Raw genomic sequence first — 14,396 nt, 5'->3', positions numbered from 1 at the left:
ATTCCCGGAGGTTTCCCATGTCGCTGACCAGCCTTCTCGTGCCCACCTACAGGAACATGCTGCGGACGCTCGCCGGGTTGCTGGACAAGGCCGAACAGCAGGCGCCGGAGCGGGCCGAGCGCTTGCTGTCGGCCCGTCTGGCCCCGGACATGTTCCCGTTGGCCTCCCAACTGCGCTTCGCCGCCTACCAGGCCCAGGAGGCGACGTTCCGCCTGCGTGGCGAGGCCATCCCGCCGTCGCTCGAGGTGGTGGCAGCCGAAGGGCGCAGTGCCGGCGATAGCCCCGGATCGCTCGCCGATGCGCGCGTTCGGATCGGCGAGGCCCTGTCCCGTCTCGACGGGCTGGCCGACGATGCCCTGGATGCCGGCAGTGCCCTGCCGATCGCCCTTGATCTGCCGGGCGGCATTGCCTTCGACATGACCGGCGAGCAGTACGCCCGCGACTGGGCGCTGCCGCAGTTCTATTTCCACGTTATCACGGCCTACGCGATCCTGCGGAACCAGGGGATCGAGATCGGCAAGGCCGACTACGTGGCCCACATGTTCGCCTACCTGCGGCCGGGCCCGGCGCCGGCGGCATAAGGGCCGCCAGCCGGGAGATGCCGTTACAGCGCCTCCGCCCGGCAGGTCAGCCCCAGCGTTTCCGCGGTGTTGGCCACCGCCGACAGGCAGACCTCCGCCCGTTCCGCCGGGATCGAAACCGAGAAGCGCAGGACATAGCGCTCGCCGGCGCGGTCGGGCAGGGTCTGCGCGTCCAGACGCACGATGTTGGCGTCGAACTGGGTGAAGATCTCCGACAGGCGGGCGACGAGGCCGGGCTGGTCGCCGCCCGACACCTCGACGCGGTGGGTGACCATCGCCTGCGGACCCGGCTGGGGATCGAAGGCGAAAGGGGTGACCTTCACCTCGGCGCCGGCCAGGACGGGCAGGGACGACAGGCTGGCCTGGACCTCCGCCACCGTCAGGCCGGCGGGCAGTTCACAGACGGCGGAGAATTCGGCCCCGCTGCCCAGCGAGGCGAAGGTGGCGTCGCGCAGGTTGATGCCCTGTTCGAACAGGTGACTGGTGATGCCGGACACCAGCCCGACCCGGTCGGGGCAGAAGGTGGAAACCAGGGCCAGCCCAGCGGTCGATTCCGTCGCCATCGCACATCTCCCGTTTTGCTTTTCTTCGACGGGCACGGGTTCGGCCGTGCCGTCCGGAAGGGCGATCATCGAAGCGGGGTGCCGGGAACGCCAGCACAAAATGGCGCTCAGAATCCGAACAGCCGGCGGGTCGCGGCGCTGATGGCGTGAAGCTCCGCCGCCAGCGCCGGGTCGGCATCGTCGACATAGTGGGAGGCGAGCAGGCCGAAATTCAGCTCGTCGGCGCGGTCGAGCCGCTTGGCCCCATCCCGCGCCGCCCCGTCCACATAGTCGAGCTGGCGCTGGACGCTGCTCAGCCAGCTGTTTTCCGGTTCCCGCCGTGCCAGTGCCGCAACCCCGGCCTGGGCCTGCGCGATGCGGCGGCGCAATTCGTCGGCGGTGGCGATGTCGGACATGGCGGGACTCCGGTTGCGATAGGGGCAGGGGTTACTGTACCGGACCGCCGCTGGTGACGCCCGCCTTCACGTTGTTCGGCACCACGACCTGGGCGCAGCCGCCCGCGGTCTGCACGCTGGTGCCCGGGGTGGTCCAGCTGTCGACGATGGGGGCGGCAACGGATTTCAGCCCCTGGCCGGCGGGCAGGACCGCCTTGTATTCGGCCCGGCCGGCGCCGGAGATGCCGAGGCAGTCGGGCGTCGCCGTCACCGCGGGGGAGAAGAAGTTGCCGAAGCGGACGCTGTCGTAGCCGGTGCGGACAAACTGGTACCAGCCGGTGCCGGCGGCGACGTCGATCACCTCCAGCGGCTTGGAGAAATCGATTCCCTTGGAATCATCCGAATAGCGGGCGGAGGTGAGGTCGGTGGAGGCATAGAAATAGCTCGCCACCACGACGCGGGCGTTCAACTGATCGGCGCTGGCGCCGGGAGCCTTGGCGGCGGTCACCTGCTCGACACTCGGGGCGGTCTGGGCATGGCCCGGAAGGGCGGCGGCCAGCGTCAGCCCGAAAGCGAGCGTCGCGGCTTTGGGAATGCGCGAAAATGAAAGCATCGAGGGTCGTCCAATCCGGAAAGTTGAAAAACTCCGGAATGACGATACCGATGCAATCGGTGGCTCCAAGCCCGAAATACGAAAAGGGCCGGACCGCCTGTGCGGTCCGGCCCTTCGTTAAGGCTCGGACAATGTCAGAAGTCGCAGCGTCAGGCGGCAGTGCCGCCGACCGTCAGGCCTTCCAGCTTCAGCGTCGGCTGGCCGACGCCGACCGGCACGCCCTGGCCGTCCTTGCCGCAGGTGCCGACGCCGGGGTCGAGGCGGCTGTCGTTGCCGATCATCGACACCCTGGTCAGGCTGTCCGGGCCGTTGCCGATCAGGGTGGCGCCCTTCACCGCCGGGCCCAGCTTGCCGTCCTCGATCAGGTAGGCCTCGCTGGCCGAGAAGACGAACTTGCCGTTGGTGATGTCCACCTGGCCGCCGCCGAAATTCTTGGCGTAGATGCCCTTCTTGACCGAGGCGATGATCTCGTCCGGGCTGTGGTTGCCGTTGCGCATCACCGTGTTGGTCATGCGCGGCATCGGGTTATAGGCGAAGCTCTGGCGCCGGCCGTTGCCGGTCGGGCGCATACCCATCAGCCGGGCGTTCATGCGGTCCTGCATGAAGCCGACCAGGATGCCGTCCTCGATCAGCGTGGTGCACTGGCCGGGCGTGCCCTCGTCGTCGACGCTGATCGAGCCGCGCGAGTTCTCGATGGTGCCGTCATCGACGATGGTGACGCCAGGGGCGGCGATGCGCTGGCCCAGCAGGCCGGAGAAGGCGGAGGTCTTCTTGCGGTTGAAATCGCCCTCCAGCCCGTGGCCGATGGCCTCGTGCAGCAGGATGCCGGGCCAGCCGCTGCCCAGCACCACCGTCATCTCGCCGGCCGGGGCGGGGACGGAGGACAGGTTGACGAGAGCCTGCCGCAGCGCCTCGTCGACGAAGCCGCGCCAGGTTTCCGGCTGGATGTAATGTTCGTAGGTGACGCGGCCGCCGCCGCCATAGCCGCCGGTCTCCATCCGGTCGCCCTCTGCCACCACGACGGAGACGTTCAGGCGCACCAGCGGACGCAGGTCGGCGACGCGCACGCCGTCGGCGCGCATGATCTGCACCGCCTGCCATTCGCCGCTGATCGAGCAGCTGACCTGCCGGACGCGCTCGTCCTTGGCGCGGGCATAGGCGTCGATGTCGGCCAGCAGCTTCACCTTCTCTTCGAAGGGGACGAGGTGCAGGGGGTTGTCGGGGATGTAGAGCGCGCGGTTGGTGCCGGCCGGCGGCTCCGCCAGCGTGCCGGTGTGGCCGGCCTGCACGGCGCGCACGGTGGCGGCTGCGCGGCGGATCGCCTCTTCCGACAGGTTGCTGGCATGGGCGTAGCCGGTCGCCTCGCCGGCGATGGCGCGCAGGCCGAAGCCCTGGGTGGTGTCGAAGCTGGCGGATTTCAGCTTCCCATCGTCCCAGCCCAGCGACTCGCTCTGGGCATATTCGAGGTAGAGCTCCCCATCGTCGGCACTGTGCAGGGCGTCCTGCACGACGCCTTCCACGCGGGCGCGGTCCATGCCGGCGCGGTTGAAGAAGAGATCGTCGGTGACGGCAAGCGCGCTCATGAAAACTCCGAACCTGTGATGGGGCGGAACCCGGCCTGCCCGGCCCGAGGGGAGTAGCGGCCTTGTTCCATGGTAGGACACAGTGTCATAGCGGGCGATCTCGCGCCGCACCGTACGATGTGTTCTAACGGACAGACTATAGTGTGGCGACGCTGGCGCGATCCGGCAAGTTCGCCGATGCCCGATTGTGTAAGCTGACGGCGGGCGGCCAAAGGGCGGCCAGGGGGGCGGTGCTGGGATGGCGGAGGGGATCATGACCGACGGTGCGGCGCGGACGACAGCCGATACCCTGAACCGCGCCGGCCTGACCGGAGCCGGAGGCGGTTCCGCCATGGCCGGGCTGCGTCCGCTGCGCGACCATCCGCTGCGCCAGACGCTCACCAACGAGGTGCATGCCCGCCCGCCGGAGGCGCTGGCCGCCCCGGTGCGCGCCACCATGCTGGCGATGCTGTCGGGCGAGGGGGCGGCGGAGGCCGACCGCCGGCATCTGGAGGCGCTGTGCGACTGGGCCGGCGTGGTCCGTCCACCGCAGGGCGCCACCCACCACAGCGCCTCCTTCGGCAGCTTCAACCTGAAGTGGGAGCGGCACACCGAGTTTTCGACCTGGACGGTCTTCCGCCCCAGCGCCATGCCGGCCGGCTCCGTCGTCGATCCCTTCGTGGATCCGGCGCTGCACGCCCTGCCGCGCGACTGGCTGGCCGGGCTGCCGGGCGAACTGCTGGTCGGCATCCATGTCGCGGTGCTCGATCCCGACACGCCCGAGCCCTCGGCCAACATGATGGCGGCGATGTTCGGCTCGGAAAGCTATGTCGGATCGCGCATCGCCGGCCGGTCGGCCACCGCCTGGACCGACTTCCGCATCCATGGCGACGGCTTTTCCCGCATGCTGGTCGCCGACCATTCGATGACGCCGCGCCAGACCGGCCGCGTCGTCCAGCGCCTGCTGGAGATCGAGACCTACCGGGTGCTGGCTCTGCTGGCCCTGCCGATGGCGCGCGGCGTGCTGCCGCGAATCGGCCCGATCGAGGCCGGGCTGTCCGAGGTCACCACCCGCATCGCCAGCCTGCGCGGCTTGCAGGACGAGCGCGACCTGCTGGACCGCCTGACCCTGCTGGCGGCCCAGACCGAGCAGATCGCCGCCGAGACCGCCTACCGATTCGGTGCCGCCCGCGCCTATCACGAGCTGGTGGAGCGGCGAATCGAGGAGCTGCGCGAGATCCGGATCGAAGGGTTGCAGACCGTCCAGGAGTTCATGGACCGCCGCCTGACCCCGGCGATCCGCACCTGCGAGGCGGTGGAGGAACGGCTCGATTCGCTGTCGCAGCGCGTCGCGCGGGCCAGCACGCTGCTGCGCACCCGCGTCGAGATCGCGGTGGAGGGGCAGAATGCCGAACTGCTCCAGTCGATGGACCGCCGCGCGCAGTTGCAGCTTCGCCTGCAGGAAACGGTCGAGGGGCTGTCGGTGGTGGCGATCAGCTATTACCTCGTCGGCATCGTCGGCTATGCAGCGAAGGGCTTGAAAGGCTTCGGCCTCAAGATCGACCCGGACATGCTGGTCGGGCTGATGATCCCCATCGTCATCGCCTTCGTCTGGTCGGGCGTGCGGCGGATTCGCAAGGTGCTGGTCGGCGGTCATTGAACGGCGCGCTTGCCGCCTGTCCGATCTGTGGACGGTTGCCGCAGACCCTTCTTAGCCGGGCGGGGCAGGGTCTGCGCCGCCTATCACCTTCGCGCATCTGGCGGGACGCCCGGACCTTGCCCATCCTCCCGTCCTGAGTCGCGCGCCGCCGCCGCAACAATCCTGCGTGCCGTGGCCTGAGCGCTGGCATTCAAGTCCCGAAGCCAATCCCGAGAAAATCAGCTGGTCCAACGGACTGCGGCGGAATGCCGCATGGCATGCCCCCTGTTTCCGCTCAACCTTTGTTCCCACGGCTCATCTGAATGTGAGGAAAAGTCTATGCAATCGGTGGGAGAGAGGAAAGGCTTGTAACCCAGCGGGGCCCGGGGATAAGCTCCGGCTGCGGGTATATGTCGCGCTAAGATGGCGTGATCCCTGCATAAACTGACGTTCGCTGATAAGCCCAACTATGGACCGCGCGAACTGAAACCGGTCCGGATCAACAGGGCGGAGGGAGCGTCGGCGGGAGAGACGACCGCGGGCCATGACGAGCGTCGCGGCTAAGAAGGGGTTGGGGATGAGAAGGCAAAGCCTGTACGCCGCCGGCCTGGCGGCGGTCCTGTCGATGGTGGGCGGCTGGAGCACGGCTGTCCTCGCGAACGAGCCGCGACCGTGGGAAATGGGCATGCAGCCCTCCGCCTCGCCGGTCAAACACCTGATGACCTCGTTCAACGACCTGCTGACCGTCGTCATCACGCTGATCGTGATCTTCGTCGCCGGGCTGATGGCCTATTGCGTCGTCCGGTTCAATGCGAAGAGGAACCCGGTCCCGTCCAGGACCTCGCACCACACGCTGCTCGAGGTCGCCTGGACCGTGGTCCCGGTCATCATCCTGATCGTGATCGCCGTTCCGTCTTTCAAGCTGCTCTACGCGGCGGAACGCATTCCGCAGGCCGACATGACCATCAAGGTGATCGGCCACCAGTGGTACTGGGATTACGAATATCCCGACCACGGCAACATCACCTTCTCCAGCTACATGATCGCCGATGCCGACCTGAAGCCCGGCCAGAAGCGCCTGCTGGAAGTCGACAACCGCGTGGTCGTTCCGGTCAACACCACCATCCGCGTGCTGGTGACGGCCGGCGACGTGATCCATTCCTGGGCGGTTCCCGCATTCGGCCTGAAGAAGGACGGCGTGCCCGGCCGCATCAACGAGACCTGGTTCAAGGCCGAGCGCGAAGGCGTCTATTACGGCCAGTGCTCCGAGATCTGCGGCACCAACCACGGCTTCATGCCGATCGCGGTGGAAGCCGTGTCGAAGGAGGCGTTCGACGCCTGGGTCGCCAAGGCCAAGACGGCCTACGCTCCCAAGGACGGCGACCGCGACGTGGCGCAGCGCCCGACCGGAACGCTGGTCGAGTAAGCGGACTTCGCACAGCCCGCCACAGGGACGACGCGATAAGAAGAACCCAACCCAGCTGCCGGCGCTCCGCGACAGACCGGATCGGACGGCGGCCAGGGACAGCGACAAAGGGTAGAGACATGGCAAACGCCACACCGGGACATGGTGAGCATGTGGGTGACCATGGGCACGGGCATGACGATCATCACGTCCCCGGCTTCGTGCAGCGCTGGTTCTATTCGACCAACCACAAGGACATCGGCACGCTCTATCTGATCTTCTCGGTCATCGCCGGGCTGATCGGCGGCCTGTTCTCCGTCATCATGCGGGCGGAGCTTCAATCGCCGGGGCTGCAGTTCGTCTCCGACGGCCAGATGTGGAACGTGCTGATCACGGCGCACGGCCTGATCATGGTGTTCTTCGTGGTGATGCCGGCGCTGATCGGCGGCTTCGGCAACTGGTTCGTGCCGCTCATGATCGGCGCGCCCGACATGGCATTCCCGCGCATGAACAACATCAGCTTCTGGCTGATCGTGCCGGCCTTCCTGCTGCTGCTGGGCTCCGCCTTCGTCGGCACCGGCGCGGGCACCGGATGGACGATCTATCCGCCGCTGTCCTCACCGCTGGGACACAGCGGGCCGTCGGTCGACATGGCGATCTTCGCCCTGCATCTGGCCGGCGCCAGCTCGATCCTGGGCGCGGTGAACTTCATCACCACCATCTTCAACATGCGCGCCCCCGGCATGACGCTGCACAAGATGCCGCTGTTCGTCTGGGCGATGCTGGTGACGGCCTTCCTGCTGCTGCTGGCGGTGCCGGTTCTGGGCGGCGCCATCACCATGCTGCTGACCGACCGCAACTTCGGCACCACCTTCTTCAACCCCGAAGGCGGCGGCGACCCGATCCTGTTCCAGCATCTGTTCTGGTTCTTCGGCCACCCCGAAGTCTACATCATGATCCTGCCGGCCTTCGGCATCATCAGCCACATCGTGTCGACCTTCTCCAAGAAGCCGGTGTTCGGCTATCTCGGCATGGCCTACGCCATGGTCGCCATCGGCGTGGTCGGCTTCGTCGTGTGGGCGCACCACATGTACACGGTCGGGCTGGACGTCAACACCAAGGCGTACTTCACCGCCGCCACCATGATCATCGCGGTGCCGACCGGCGTTAAGATCTTCTCGTGGATCGCCACCATGTGGGGCGGGTCGATCGAGTTCCGGGTGCCGATGCTGTGGGCGCTGGGCTTCATCTTCCTGTTCACGGTCGGCGGCGTCACCGGCGTAGTGCTGGCGAACGGCGGCCTCGACAACTACATGCACGACACCTACTACGTCGTGGCGCACTTCCACTATGTGCTGTCGCTGGGCGCGGTGTTCTCGATCTTCGCCGGCTGGTACTACTGGATCGGCAAGATGTCGGGGCGCCAGTATCCGGAGTTCTGGGGCAAGGTCCATTTCTACACGACCTTCGTCGGCGTCAATCTGGTGTTCTTCCCGCAGCATTTCCTCGGCCTGTCGGGCATGCCCCGCCGCATCCCGGACTATCCGGATGCCTTCTGGGGCTGGAACATGATCTCGTCGCTGGGCGCCTACCTCTCCTTCGCCTCCACCCTGCTGTTCGTGTGGATCGCCTGGAAGACGCTGCGCAGCGGCGAACGGGTGCCGGGCGCCTATTGGGGCCCGCAGGCCGGCACGCTGGAATGGACGGTCAGCTCGCCGCCGCCGTTCCATGCGTTCGAGACGTTGCCCCAGGTCAAGTAAGCGTGCTAACGGGCGGGCGTCGCCGTGAAGGAGGCGCCCGCCCGAGAAAAAGGACCGACCCGAGCAGCCCGAAAATGGGCGCCGGTGTGGAGGGTGCCGGGGTGACGACTTTTTGTTGGAAGGCCCGGGGTTAGAAGACAAGGACATGATATGACGGACGTGACGAACGAACTGGCGCTCAACCACACAGGGGGCGCGTCGGCCGGTGACTTCATCGAGCTTCTCAAGCCGCGGGTCATGTCGCTTGTGGTCTTCACCGGGCTGGCCGGCATCGTGCTGGCGCCCGGCCACATCCACCCCTTCCTGGCATTGGTCGCCGTCCTGTGCATCGCCGTCGGCGCCGGGGCGTCGGGTGCCATCAACATGTGGTACGACCGCGACATCGACGCGGTGATGACCCGCACGGTGAAGCGCCCGATCCCGTCGGGCCGCGTCGAGCCGGCCGAGGCGCTGGGATTCGGGGTCACCCTGTCGGTCCTGTCGGTGGTGGTGATGGGGCTGGCGGTGAACTGGACCGCATCGGCGCTGCTGGCGCTGACCATCGGCTTCTACGTCTTCGTCTACACCATGTGGCTGAAGCGCCGGACCCCGCAGAACATCGTGATCGGCGGGGCCGCCGGCGCCTTCCCGCCGATGATCGGCTGGGCCGCCGTGACCGGCAGCGTCGATCTGCCGTCCATCCTGCTGTTCCTGCTGATCTTCCTGTGGACGCCGCCGCATTTCTGGGCGCTGGCCCTGTTCCGCAACAGCGACTACACCCGCGCCGGCGTGCCGATGATGCCGGTGGTGGCGGGCGAGGCGGCGACCAAGCGGCAGATGCTGCTCTACACGCTGATCCTGCTGCCGGTTGCCGCGGCGCCGTCCTTCCTCGGCATCACCGGGCCGGTCTATCTGGCGGCGTCATCCATCCTCGGCCTGATGTTCGTCGGCTGCGCCGTCCGCGTCCTGCGGGCCAGCGACGACAAGCCGGCCAAGAAGATGTTCGGCTTCTCGATCCTGTACCTGTTCCTGCTGTTCGCCGTGATGATGGGCGAGCGGCTTATCCTTGGAGGGTGGGCATGACGGTGATGGAACGCGACGGCCTGACCGATACCCGCAACTCCGTCGAAGAGCAGCGCCGGCAGGAAGCCGCCCTGCGGGCCAGGAAGCTGCGCGGGCGCAATCTGGCCGTGCTGGCGGCCCTGCTGGCCCTGGTGGTCCTGTTCTATGCGATCACCGTCGTCCGGATGGGCGGGGCGCACTGATATGCGGCGCGACGACAGGCTGCGCCGCCGCAACCGCCTCGTCCTCGGCACGCTGTTCGGGCTGGTGGCGGGGATGATCGGGCTGACCTATGCGTCGGTCCCGCTCTACAACCTGTTCTGCTCGGTCACCGGCTTCGGCGGCACCACCCAGCGGGCCGAACAGGCCGCGGCGCGTGTCGTCGAGCGCACGGTGACCGTCCGCTTCAACGCCGACACCAACGCCGCCCTTCCCTGGGCCTTCCGGCCGGAACAGAAGGATCTGGTGCTGAAGCTGGGCGAGACCGGTTTCGCCGCCTACCGGGCGGAGAACCGCGGAAAGTCACCCACGGTCGGCACCGCCGTCTACAACGTCACGCCGGAAAAGGCAGGCGCCTATTTCAACAAGATGCAGTGCTTCTGCTTCACCGAACAGGTCCTCGAACCCGGTCAGGTCGTGGACATGCCGGTGACCTTCTTCGTCGACCCGTCGATGGCCGACGACCCGAACATGGACGACGTGAGCACCATCACGCTGTCCTACACCTTCTTCCGCGCCAAGGACAGCGAGGCCAGGCTGGCACAGCACACGGCCGCCGCATCCACGTCCCCGGCGCCGGACTCAGGAAAACAAAAGGCGGAGCCGGGGGCGACCGCCACAAACTGAACCATATGGGGTAGTGAGACGATGGCCGACATCACCCACGGGCAAATGCCGCACGCCGAACCGTCAGCCCATGAACCGGGCGCCGGCATCCCGCATCCCTACCATCTGCTGAAGCCGAGCCCCTGGCCGCTGATCGGCGCGTTTTCCGGCGGGCTTCTGGCGACCGGTCTGGTCATCTTCATGCATGGCGGCGGCAAGCTGCTGTTGATCCTGGGTGTGCTGGCCATCCTGGTGACGATGTTCGGCTGGTGGCGGTCGGTCATCCGGGAATCGGTGGTGGAGCATGCCCACACCCCGGTGGTGAAGATCGGCCTGCGTTACGGCATGGCGCTGTTCATCGCGTCGGAGGTGATGTTCTTCGCCGCGTTCTTCTGGGCCTTCTTCCACGCGGCGCTGGAACCGAAGGTGTCGCCGATCAATCCCGACGCCATCTGGCCGCCGCCCAACGTGCATGTCATCGACGCCTTCGACATGCCGCTGATGATGACGCTGACCCTGCTGCTGTCCGGCGTCACCGTTACCTGGGCCCATCACGCCATCCTGGAGGGGCACAACCGCACGGCAGCCAAGGCGCTGGGCCTGACCGTGCTGCTCGGCGTCCTGTTCAGCTTCTTCCAGGGGTATGAGTACGTCCACGCCTCCTTCAAGTTCACCGACGGCATCTTCCCCTCGACCTTCTACATGGCGACCGGCTTCCACGGCTTCCATGTGCTGGTCGGTACCATCTTCCTGGCGGTGTGCTGGTTCCGGACGAACAAGGGGCACTTCACCCCGGAAAGCCATTTCGGTTTCGAGGCGGCGGCCTGGTACTGGCACTTCGTCGACGTCGTCTGGCTGTTCCTGTTCGTGTCGGTCTACTGGTGGGGTGGTCATGGCGGCGTGGTCGCCGTCCACTGACGCGACCGGTGCCGAGCCGTTCCGGCGGCGGTCTGTATCGCTGCCGGAACGGTCCGGACGGGAGGTGATGGCGTGATCGATCTGTACCCCAGGGTTTCCCCCTTGTCGGCCGGCCTGCGCAGCGTCTGTCCGCGGTGCGGCAAGGGGCGATTGTACGACGGCTATCTGACGGTGGCGGATCGCTGCAACGTCTGCGACCTGGATTTCTCCCAGGTCGACAGCGGCGACGGCCCGGCCGTCTTCCTGATCTTCATCCTGGGCTTCCTCGTGGTGCCGGTGGCACTCTGGGTGTCGATGACGGTGGATTGGCCGCTGTGGCTGCATGCCATCGTCTGGAGCATCGTCGTGTTGGCCCTGACGCTGGGCATGCTGCGGCCGGCCAAGGCCGCCGTGATCGCCCTCCAGTACCGCTATCGCCGCAGCGAAGTGGAGAAGGGCTCTTGAGCGCAACCGCGGTCGAGACGGCGGGACGGCGACACTTCCGCCCCACGCTGGGGGCGACGCTGGTCACGCTGGCCGGGCTTGCGGTCACCATCGGGCTCGGCACATGGCAGCTGGAGCGGCTGCACTGGAAGCAGGAGCTGATCGCGCGGATCGACCGCCAGATGGCCGAGCCGCCCGCGCCGCTGCCCGCCCGGATCGACGACCCCGCCGCCTGGGAGTTCCGGCCGGTGACGCTCACGGGGCATTTCCTGAACGACAAGGACCTGCTGGTGATCGCCCGCCCGCACCAGGGGCAGGTCGGCTATGAGGTGCTGACCCCGTTCGAACGGGCCGATGGGGCCGGCGTCGTGCTGGTCAACCGCGGCTTCGTGCCGATGGACCGCCGCGATCCGGCGACCCGCGCCGCCGCCCGGGTGGAGGGCGGGACGACCGTCAGGGGCATCGTTCGTGTGCCGCAGCCGCCCGGTTTCTTCCAGCCCGGCAACGGCACCCCGGCAGCCGGTTCCGCCTGGATGCGCGCCGATCCGCCGGCGATGGCCGCCGCGCTGTCGCTTAGCGGCGTGGCGCCTGTGGTGGTGGAGATGCTGCCGGGACAGGGTGCCAGCCTGCCCGGTGCGCCGGCCGGGACGCTGGCGGGGATCGAGCCGCGGGTAGAGTTGCCGAACAATCACCTGCAGTATGCCTTGACCTGGTACGGGCTTGCGGTGACGCTCGCCGGGATCTACGTGCTGTCACAGCGCAAGCGCGCCGACACCGGAACCGACGGACGACCCGATGACCGCATATCAGGAGCTTGAACGCCGCCACGCCCGCATCGCCGCCATCGGCGACGCGCTGGGCATTCTCGGCTGGGACACCCAGACGATCATGCCGGAGGGGGCCAACGATGGCCGGGCGGAGCAGACCGCGACCCTGTCGGTGATCGCCCACGAACTGGCGACCGATCCGCGCATGGGCGATCTGCTGGCGGAGGCGGAGAGCGACGGCAGCCTCGACGCCTGGCAGCGCGCCAACCTGCGCGAGATGCGCCGTCACCACATCCAGGCCACCGCCGTCCCCGCCGATCTGGTGGAAGCGACCAGCAAGGCGGTGTCGGTCTGCGAGATGACGTGGCGCGCCGCGCGGGCGGAGAGCGACTATGCCAAGCTGCTGCCCTCGCTGACAGAGGTTTTGGCCCGCGTCCGCGAGGGAGCCGAGGCGCTCGGCTCCGTGATGGGGATCAGCGCCTATGACGCTCTGCTCGACAGCCACGATCCGGGCGCGCGGGCGGAGCGGATCGACGCGCTGTTCGCCGATTTGTCCGGCTTCCTGCCCGACCTGATCGGCCGCGTCCTCGACAAGCAGGCGGCGGCGCCGGCGGTGACCGAGCCGCAGGGGCCGTTCGCGGTGGAGACGCAGCGCGGGCTTGGCGTCCGCATGATGGAGCGGCTTGGCTTCGACTTCCGCCGCGGCCGGCTGGACGTGTCGCTGCATCCCTTCTGCGGCGGAGCCACCGGCGATGTGCGCATCACCACGCGTTACGACGAGGCGAATTTCACCGATGCGCTGATGGGCATCCTGCACGAGACCGGTCATGCGCTGTACGAGCAGAACCGCCCGGCCGCGTGGCTGACCCAGCCGGTCGGCCAGTCCCGCGGCATGGCGGTGCATGAGAGCCAGTCGCTGCTGATGGAGATGCAGGCCTGCCGCTCGGCGGAGTTCATCACATGGCTGGCGCCGGTGGTGCGCGAGACCTTCGCTGGGGAAGGGCCGGCCTGGGAGGCCGACAATCTGCGCCGCCTCTACAGCCGGGTGGAGCGCGGCTTCATCCGCGTCAATGCCGACGAAGTCACCTATCCCGCCCACATCATCCTGCGCTACCGCCTGGAAAAGGCGCTCGTCGCCGGCGACCTGACCCTGCCGGACCTGCCGGGCGCGTGGAACGACGGCATGGCCGAACTCGTCGGCGTGGTCCCGCCGAACGACCGGCTCGGCTGCTTGCAGGACATTCACTGGCCCGGCGGCGGCTGGGGCTATTTCCCCAGCTACACGCTGGGCGCGATGACCGCGGCCCAGCTGTTCGACGCCGCCCGCACCGCCGATCCGGAGATCGTCCCGGCGCTGTCGCGTGGCGAGTTCGCGCCGCTGGTGAACTGGCTGCGGGTGAATGTCCATCAGACCGGCTGCTTCCACGCCTCCGGCGACGAACTGCTGACCGCGGCGACCGGCCGGCCGTTGGATGCGTCCGTATTCAAGCGGCATCTGGAGCGGCGGTATCTCTGACTGCCAACTCGCGGGAAGCTTGCGGAAGCCTCTTGGCAAGCGCGGGAAATGGCTTATCTTTAGGGACAGGTGCATCGAGGCCGGCCAGCCCCGACGCACCCATCCGATCAGCGGTTCAGAAGATCAAGGCACGCCTTGACGATCTGCAACTGCAGGATCAGGAGTGTGAGGATCTTATCCATCCTCTTTTCTCCCTTATTCGTGTGCGGCGGTGGCGGCCGATCCGCCACCCCGTTCACACTCTCCCACTATAGATGCATGGTTGCAGATGTGTGCGGCGCCACCCTCCGGCGGCGTGCATTTTTCTGTGGATAATCCGACTTGGCGGGAGCTGGGCCATTGTCCCGCAACCGTTTCCGCATGAAAAAGGGCACCCGTGAGGCGGCCTTTTCGCTGAGCGTGCCTGTGA

General features: G+C 67.5%; 15 protein-coding genes. 11 read left to right on the top strand and 4 right to left on the bottom strand.

Annotated features, from left to right (window positions below):
- Positions 1 to 17: 17 nt before the first annotated feature.
- A complete protein-coding gene (locus ABNQ38_RS18170; protein ID WP_377809604.1) occupies positions 18 to 581 on the top strand; it encodes a DUF1993 family protein in 564 nt (187 codons plus the stop codon).
- A 23-nt stretch (positions 582 to 604) separates the two neighbouring features.
- Here ABNQ38_RS18170 and ABNQ38_RS18165 read toward each other — a convergent pair whose 3' ends face one another.
- The 4 genes from ABNQ38_RS18165 to tldD all read right to left on the bottom strand — a co-directional run bounded on the left by ABNQ38_RS18165 (position 605) and on the right by tldD (position 3,714).
- Positions 605 to 1,144, bottom strand: coding sequence for a glycine cleavage system protein R (locus tag ABNQ38_RS18165; protein ID WP_377809603.1), 540 nt, complete (start codon positions 1,142 to 1,144; stop codon positions 605 to 607).
- Between the two features lie 107 nt (positions 1,145 to 1,251).
- Entirely contained in the window at positions 1,252 to 1,539 is a 288-nt protein-coding gene (locus tag ABNQ38_RS18160; RefSeq protein WP_377809602.1) for an immunity protein Tsi6 family protein, read from the bottom strand.
- A gap of 31 nt (positions 1,540 to 1,570) precedes the next feature.
- Positions 1,571 to 2,131, bottom strand: coding sequence for a polymorphic toxin type 46 domain-containing protein (locus ABNQ38_RS18155; protein ID WP_377809601.1), 561 nt, complete (start codon positions 2,129 to 2,131; stop codon positions 1,571 to 1,573).
- 149 nt (positions 2,132 to 2,280) lie between these two features.
- Positions 2,281 to 3,714 (bottom strand): metalloprotease TldD, encoded by a 1,434-nt coding sequence (tldD, locus tag ABNQ38_RS18150; protein ID WP_174469714.1) that lies wholly within the window; start codon positions 3,712 to 3,714, stop codon positions 2,281 to 2,283.
- 253 nt (positions 3,715 to 3,967) lie between these two features.
- Between tldD and ABNQ38_RS18145 the strand changes: the two genes are divergently transcribed.
- The 10 genes from ABNQ38_RS18145 to ABNQ38_RS18100 all read left to right on the top strand — a co-directional run bounded on the left by ABNQ38_RS18145 (position 3,968) and on the right by ABNQ38_RS18100 (position 13,987).
- Complete coding sequence (locus tag ABNQ38_RS18145) at positions 3,968 to 5,353, top strand: DUF3422 family protein (protein ID WP_377809600.1); 1,386 nt, start codon at positions 3,968 to 3,970, stop codon at positions 5,351 to 5,353.
- A 556-nt stretch (positions 5,354 to 5,909) separates the two neighbouring features.
- Complete coding sequence (gene coxB / locus ABNQ38_RS18140) at positions 5,910 to 6,758, top strand: cytochrome c oxidase subunit II (protein ID WP_377809599.1); 849 nt, start codon at positions 5,910 to 5,912, stop codon at positions 6,756 to 6,758.
- Between the two features lie 119 nt (positions 6,759 to 6,877).
- Entirely contained in the window at positions 6,878 to 8,497 is a 1,620-nt protein-coding gene (ctaD, locus tag ABNQ38_RS18135) for a cytochrome c oxidase subunit I (RefSeq protein ID WP_098740070.1), read from the top strand.
- 150 nt (positions 8,498 to 8,647) lie between these two features.
- Positions 8,648 to 9,559 carry a heme o synthase gene (gene cyoE / locus ABNQ38_RS18130; RefSeq protein WP_377809598.1) on the top strand — a complete coding sequence of 304 codons (912 nt, stop codon included), beginning with the start codon at positions 8,648 to 8,650 and terminating at the stop codon, positions 9,557 to 9,559.
- Positions 9,556 to 9,741 carry a hypothetical protein gene (locus ABNQ38_RS18125; RefSeq protein WP_377809597.1) on the top strand — a complete coding sequence of 62 codons (186 nt, stop codon included), beginning with the start codon at positions 9,556 to 9,558 and terminating at the stop codon, positions 9,739 to 9,741. Before cyoE ends, ABNQ38_RS18125 begins: the two co-directional genes overlap by 4 nt.
- Before the next feature lies 1 nt (position 9,742).
- Positions 9,743 to 10,384, top strand: coding sequence for a cytochrome c oxidase assembly protein (locus ABNQ38_RS18120; protein WP_377809596.1), 642 nt, complete (start codon positions 9,743 to 9,745; stop codon positions 10,382 to 10,384).
- A gap of 21 nt (positions 10,385 to 10,405) precedes the next feature.
- The gene (locus ABNQ38_RS18115) at positions 10,406 to 11,281 is read left to right on the top strand and encodes a cytochrome c oxidase subunit 3 (protein WP_377809595.1); all 876 of its coding nucleotides are present in this window, start codon (positions 10,406 to 10,408) and stop codon (positions 11,279 to 11,281) included.
- Positions 11,282 to 11,353: 72 nt separating this feature from the next.
- Complete coding sequence (locus tag ABNQ38_RS18110) at positions 11,354 to 11,725, top strand: DUF983 domain-containing protein (protein WP_377809594.1); 372 nt, start codon at positions 11,354 to 11,356, stop codon at positions 11,723 to 11,725.
- Positions 11,722 to 12,522 carry an SURF1 family protein gene (locus tag ABNQ38_RS18105; RefSeq protein ID WP_377809593.1) on the top strand — a complete coding sequence of 267 codons (801 nt, stop codon included), beginning with the start codon at positions 11,722 to 11,724 and terminating at the stop codon, positions 12,520 to 12,522. The genes ABNQ38_RS18110 and ABNQ38_RS18105 overlap by 4 nt, the downstream gene beginning before the upstream one ends.
- On the top strand, positions 12,500 to 13,987 hold the full coding sequence (locus tag ABNQ38_RS18100) for a carboxypeptidase M32 (protein ID WP_377809592.1): 1,488 nt from the start codon (positions 12,500 to 12,502) through the stop codon (positions 13,985 to 13,987). Before ABNQ38_RS18105 ends, ABNQ38_RS18100 begins: the two co-directional genes overlap by 23 nt.
- Positions 13,988 to 14,396 lie beyond the last annotated feature (409 nt).

The sequence above is a fragment of the Azospirillum sp. A29 genome (assembly GCF_042604625.1).
GTDB classification, from domain to species: domain Bacteria; phylum Pseudomonadota; class Alphaproteobacteria; order Azospirillales; family Azospirillaceae; genus Azospirillum; species Azospirillum palustre.
The sequence above is the reverse complement of the archived record's forward strand: the minus strand, read 5'-3'. Positions and strand labels throughout refer to the sequence as shown.

Bases quoted from the DNA above. Each gene is read 5' to 3' on its own strand.
- ctaD (WP_098740070.1), top strand. From the start codon at position 6,878: ATGGCAAACGCCACACCGGGACATGGTGAGCATGTGGGTGACCATGGG.
- ABNQ38_RS18120 (WP_377809596.1), top strand. From the start codon at position 9,743: ATGCGGCGCGACGACAGGCTGCGCCGCCGCAACCGCCTCGTCCTCGGC.
- cyoE (WP_377809598.1), top strand. From the start codon at position 8,648: ATGACGGACGTGACGAACGAACTGGCGCTCAACCACACAGGGGGCGCG.
- ABNQ38_RS18155 (WP_377809601.1), bottom strand. From the start codon at position 2,131: ATGCTTTCATTTTCGCGCATTCCCAAAGCCGCGACGCTCGCTTTCGGG.
- ABNQ38_RS18170 (WP_377809604.1), top strand. From the start codon at position 18: ATGTCGCTGACCAGCCTTCTCGTGCCCACCTACAGGAACATGCTGCGG.
- tldD (WP_174469714.1), bottom strand. From the start codon at position 3,714: ATGAGCGCGCTTGCCGTCACCGACGATCTCTTCTTCAACCGCGCCGGC.
- ABNQ38_RS18115 (WP_377809595.1), top strand. From the start codon at position 10,406: ATGGCCGACATCACCCACGGGCAAATGCCGCACGCCGAACCGTCAGCC.
- ABNQ38_RS18145 (WP_377809600.1), top strand. From the start codon at position 3,968: ATGACCGACGGTGCGGCGCGGACGACAGCCGATACCCTGAACCGCGCC.
- ABNQ38_RS18160 (WP_377809602.1), bottom strand. From the start codon at position 1,539: ATGTCCGACATCGCCACCGCCGACGAATTGCGCCGCCGCATCGCGCAG.
- coxB (WP_377809599.1), top strand. From the start codon at position 5,910: ATGAGAAGGCAAAGCCTGTACGCCGCCGGCCTGGCGGCGGTCCTGTCG.
- ABNQ38_RS18100 (WP_377809592.1), top strand. From the start codon at position 12,500: ATGACCGCATATCAGGAGCTTGAACGCCGCCACGCCCGCATCGCCGCC.
- ABNQ38_RS18125 (WP_377809597.1), top strand. From the start codon at position 9,556: ATGACGGTGATGGAACGCGACGGCCTGACCGATACCCGCAACTCCGTC.
- ABNQ38_RS18165 (WP_377809603.1), bottom strand. From the start codon at position 1,144: ATGGCGACGGAATCGACCGCTGGGCTGGCCCTGGTTTCCACCTTCTGC.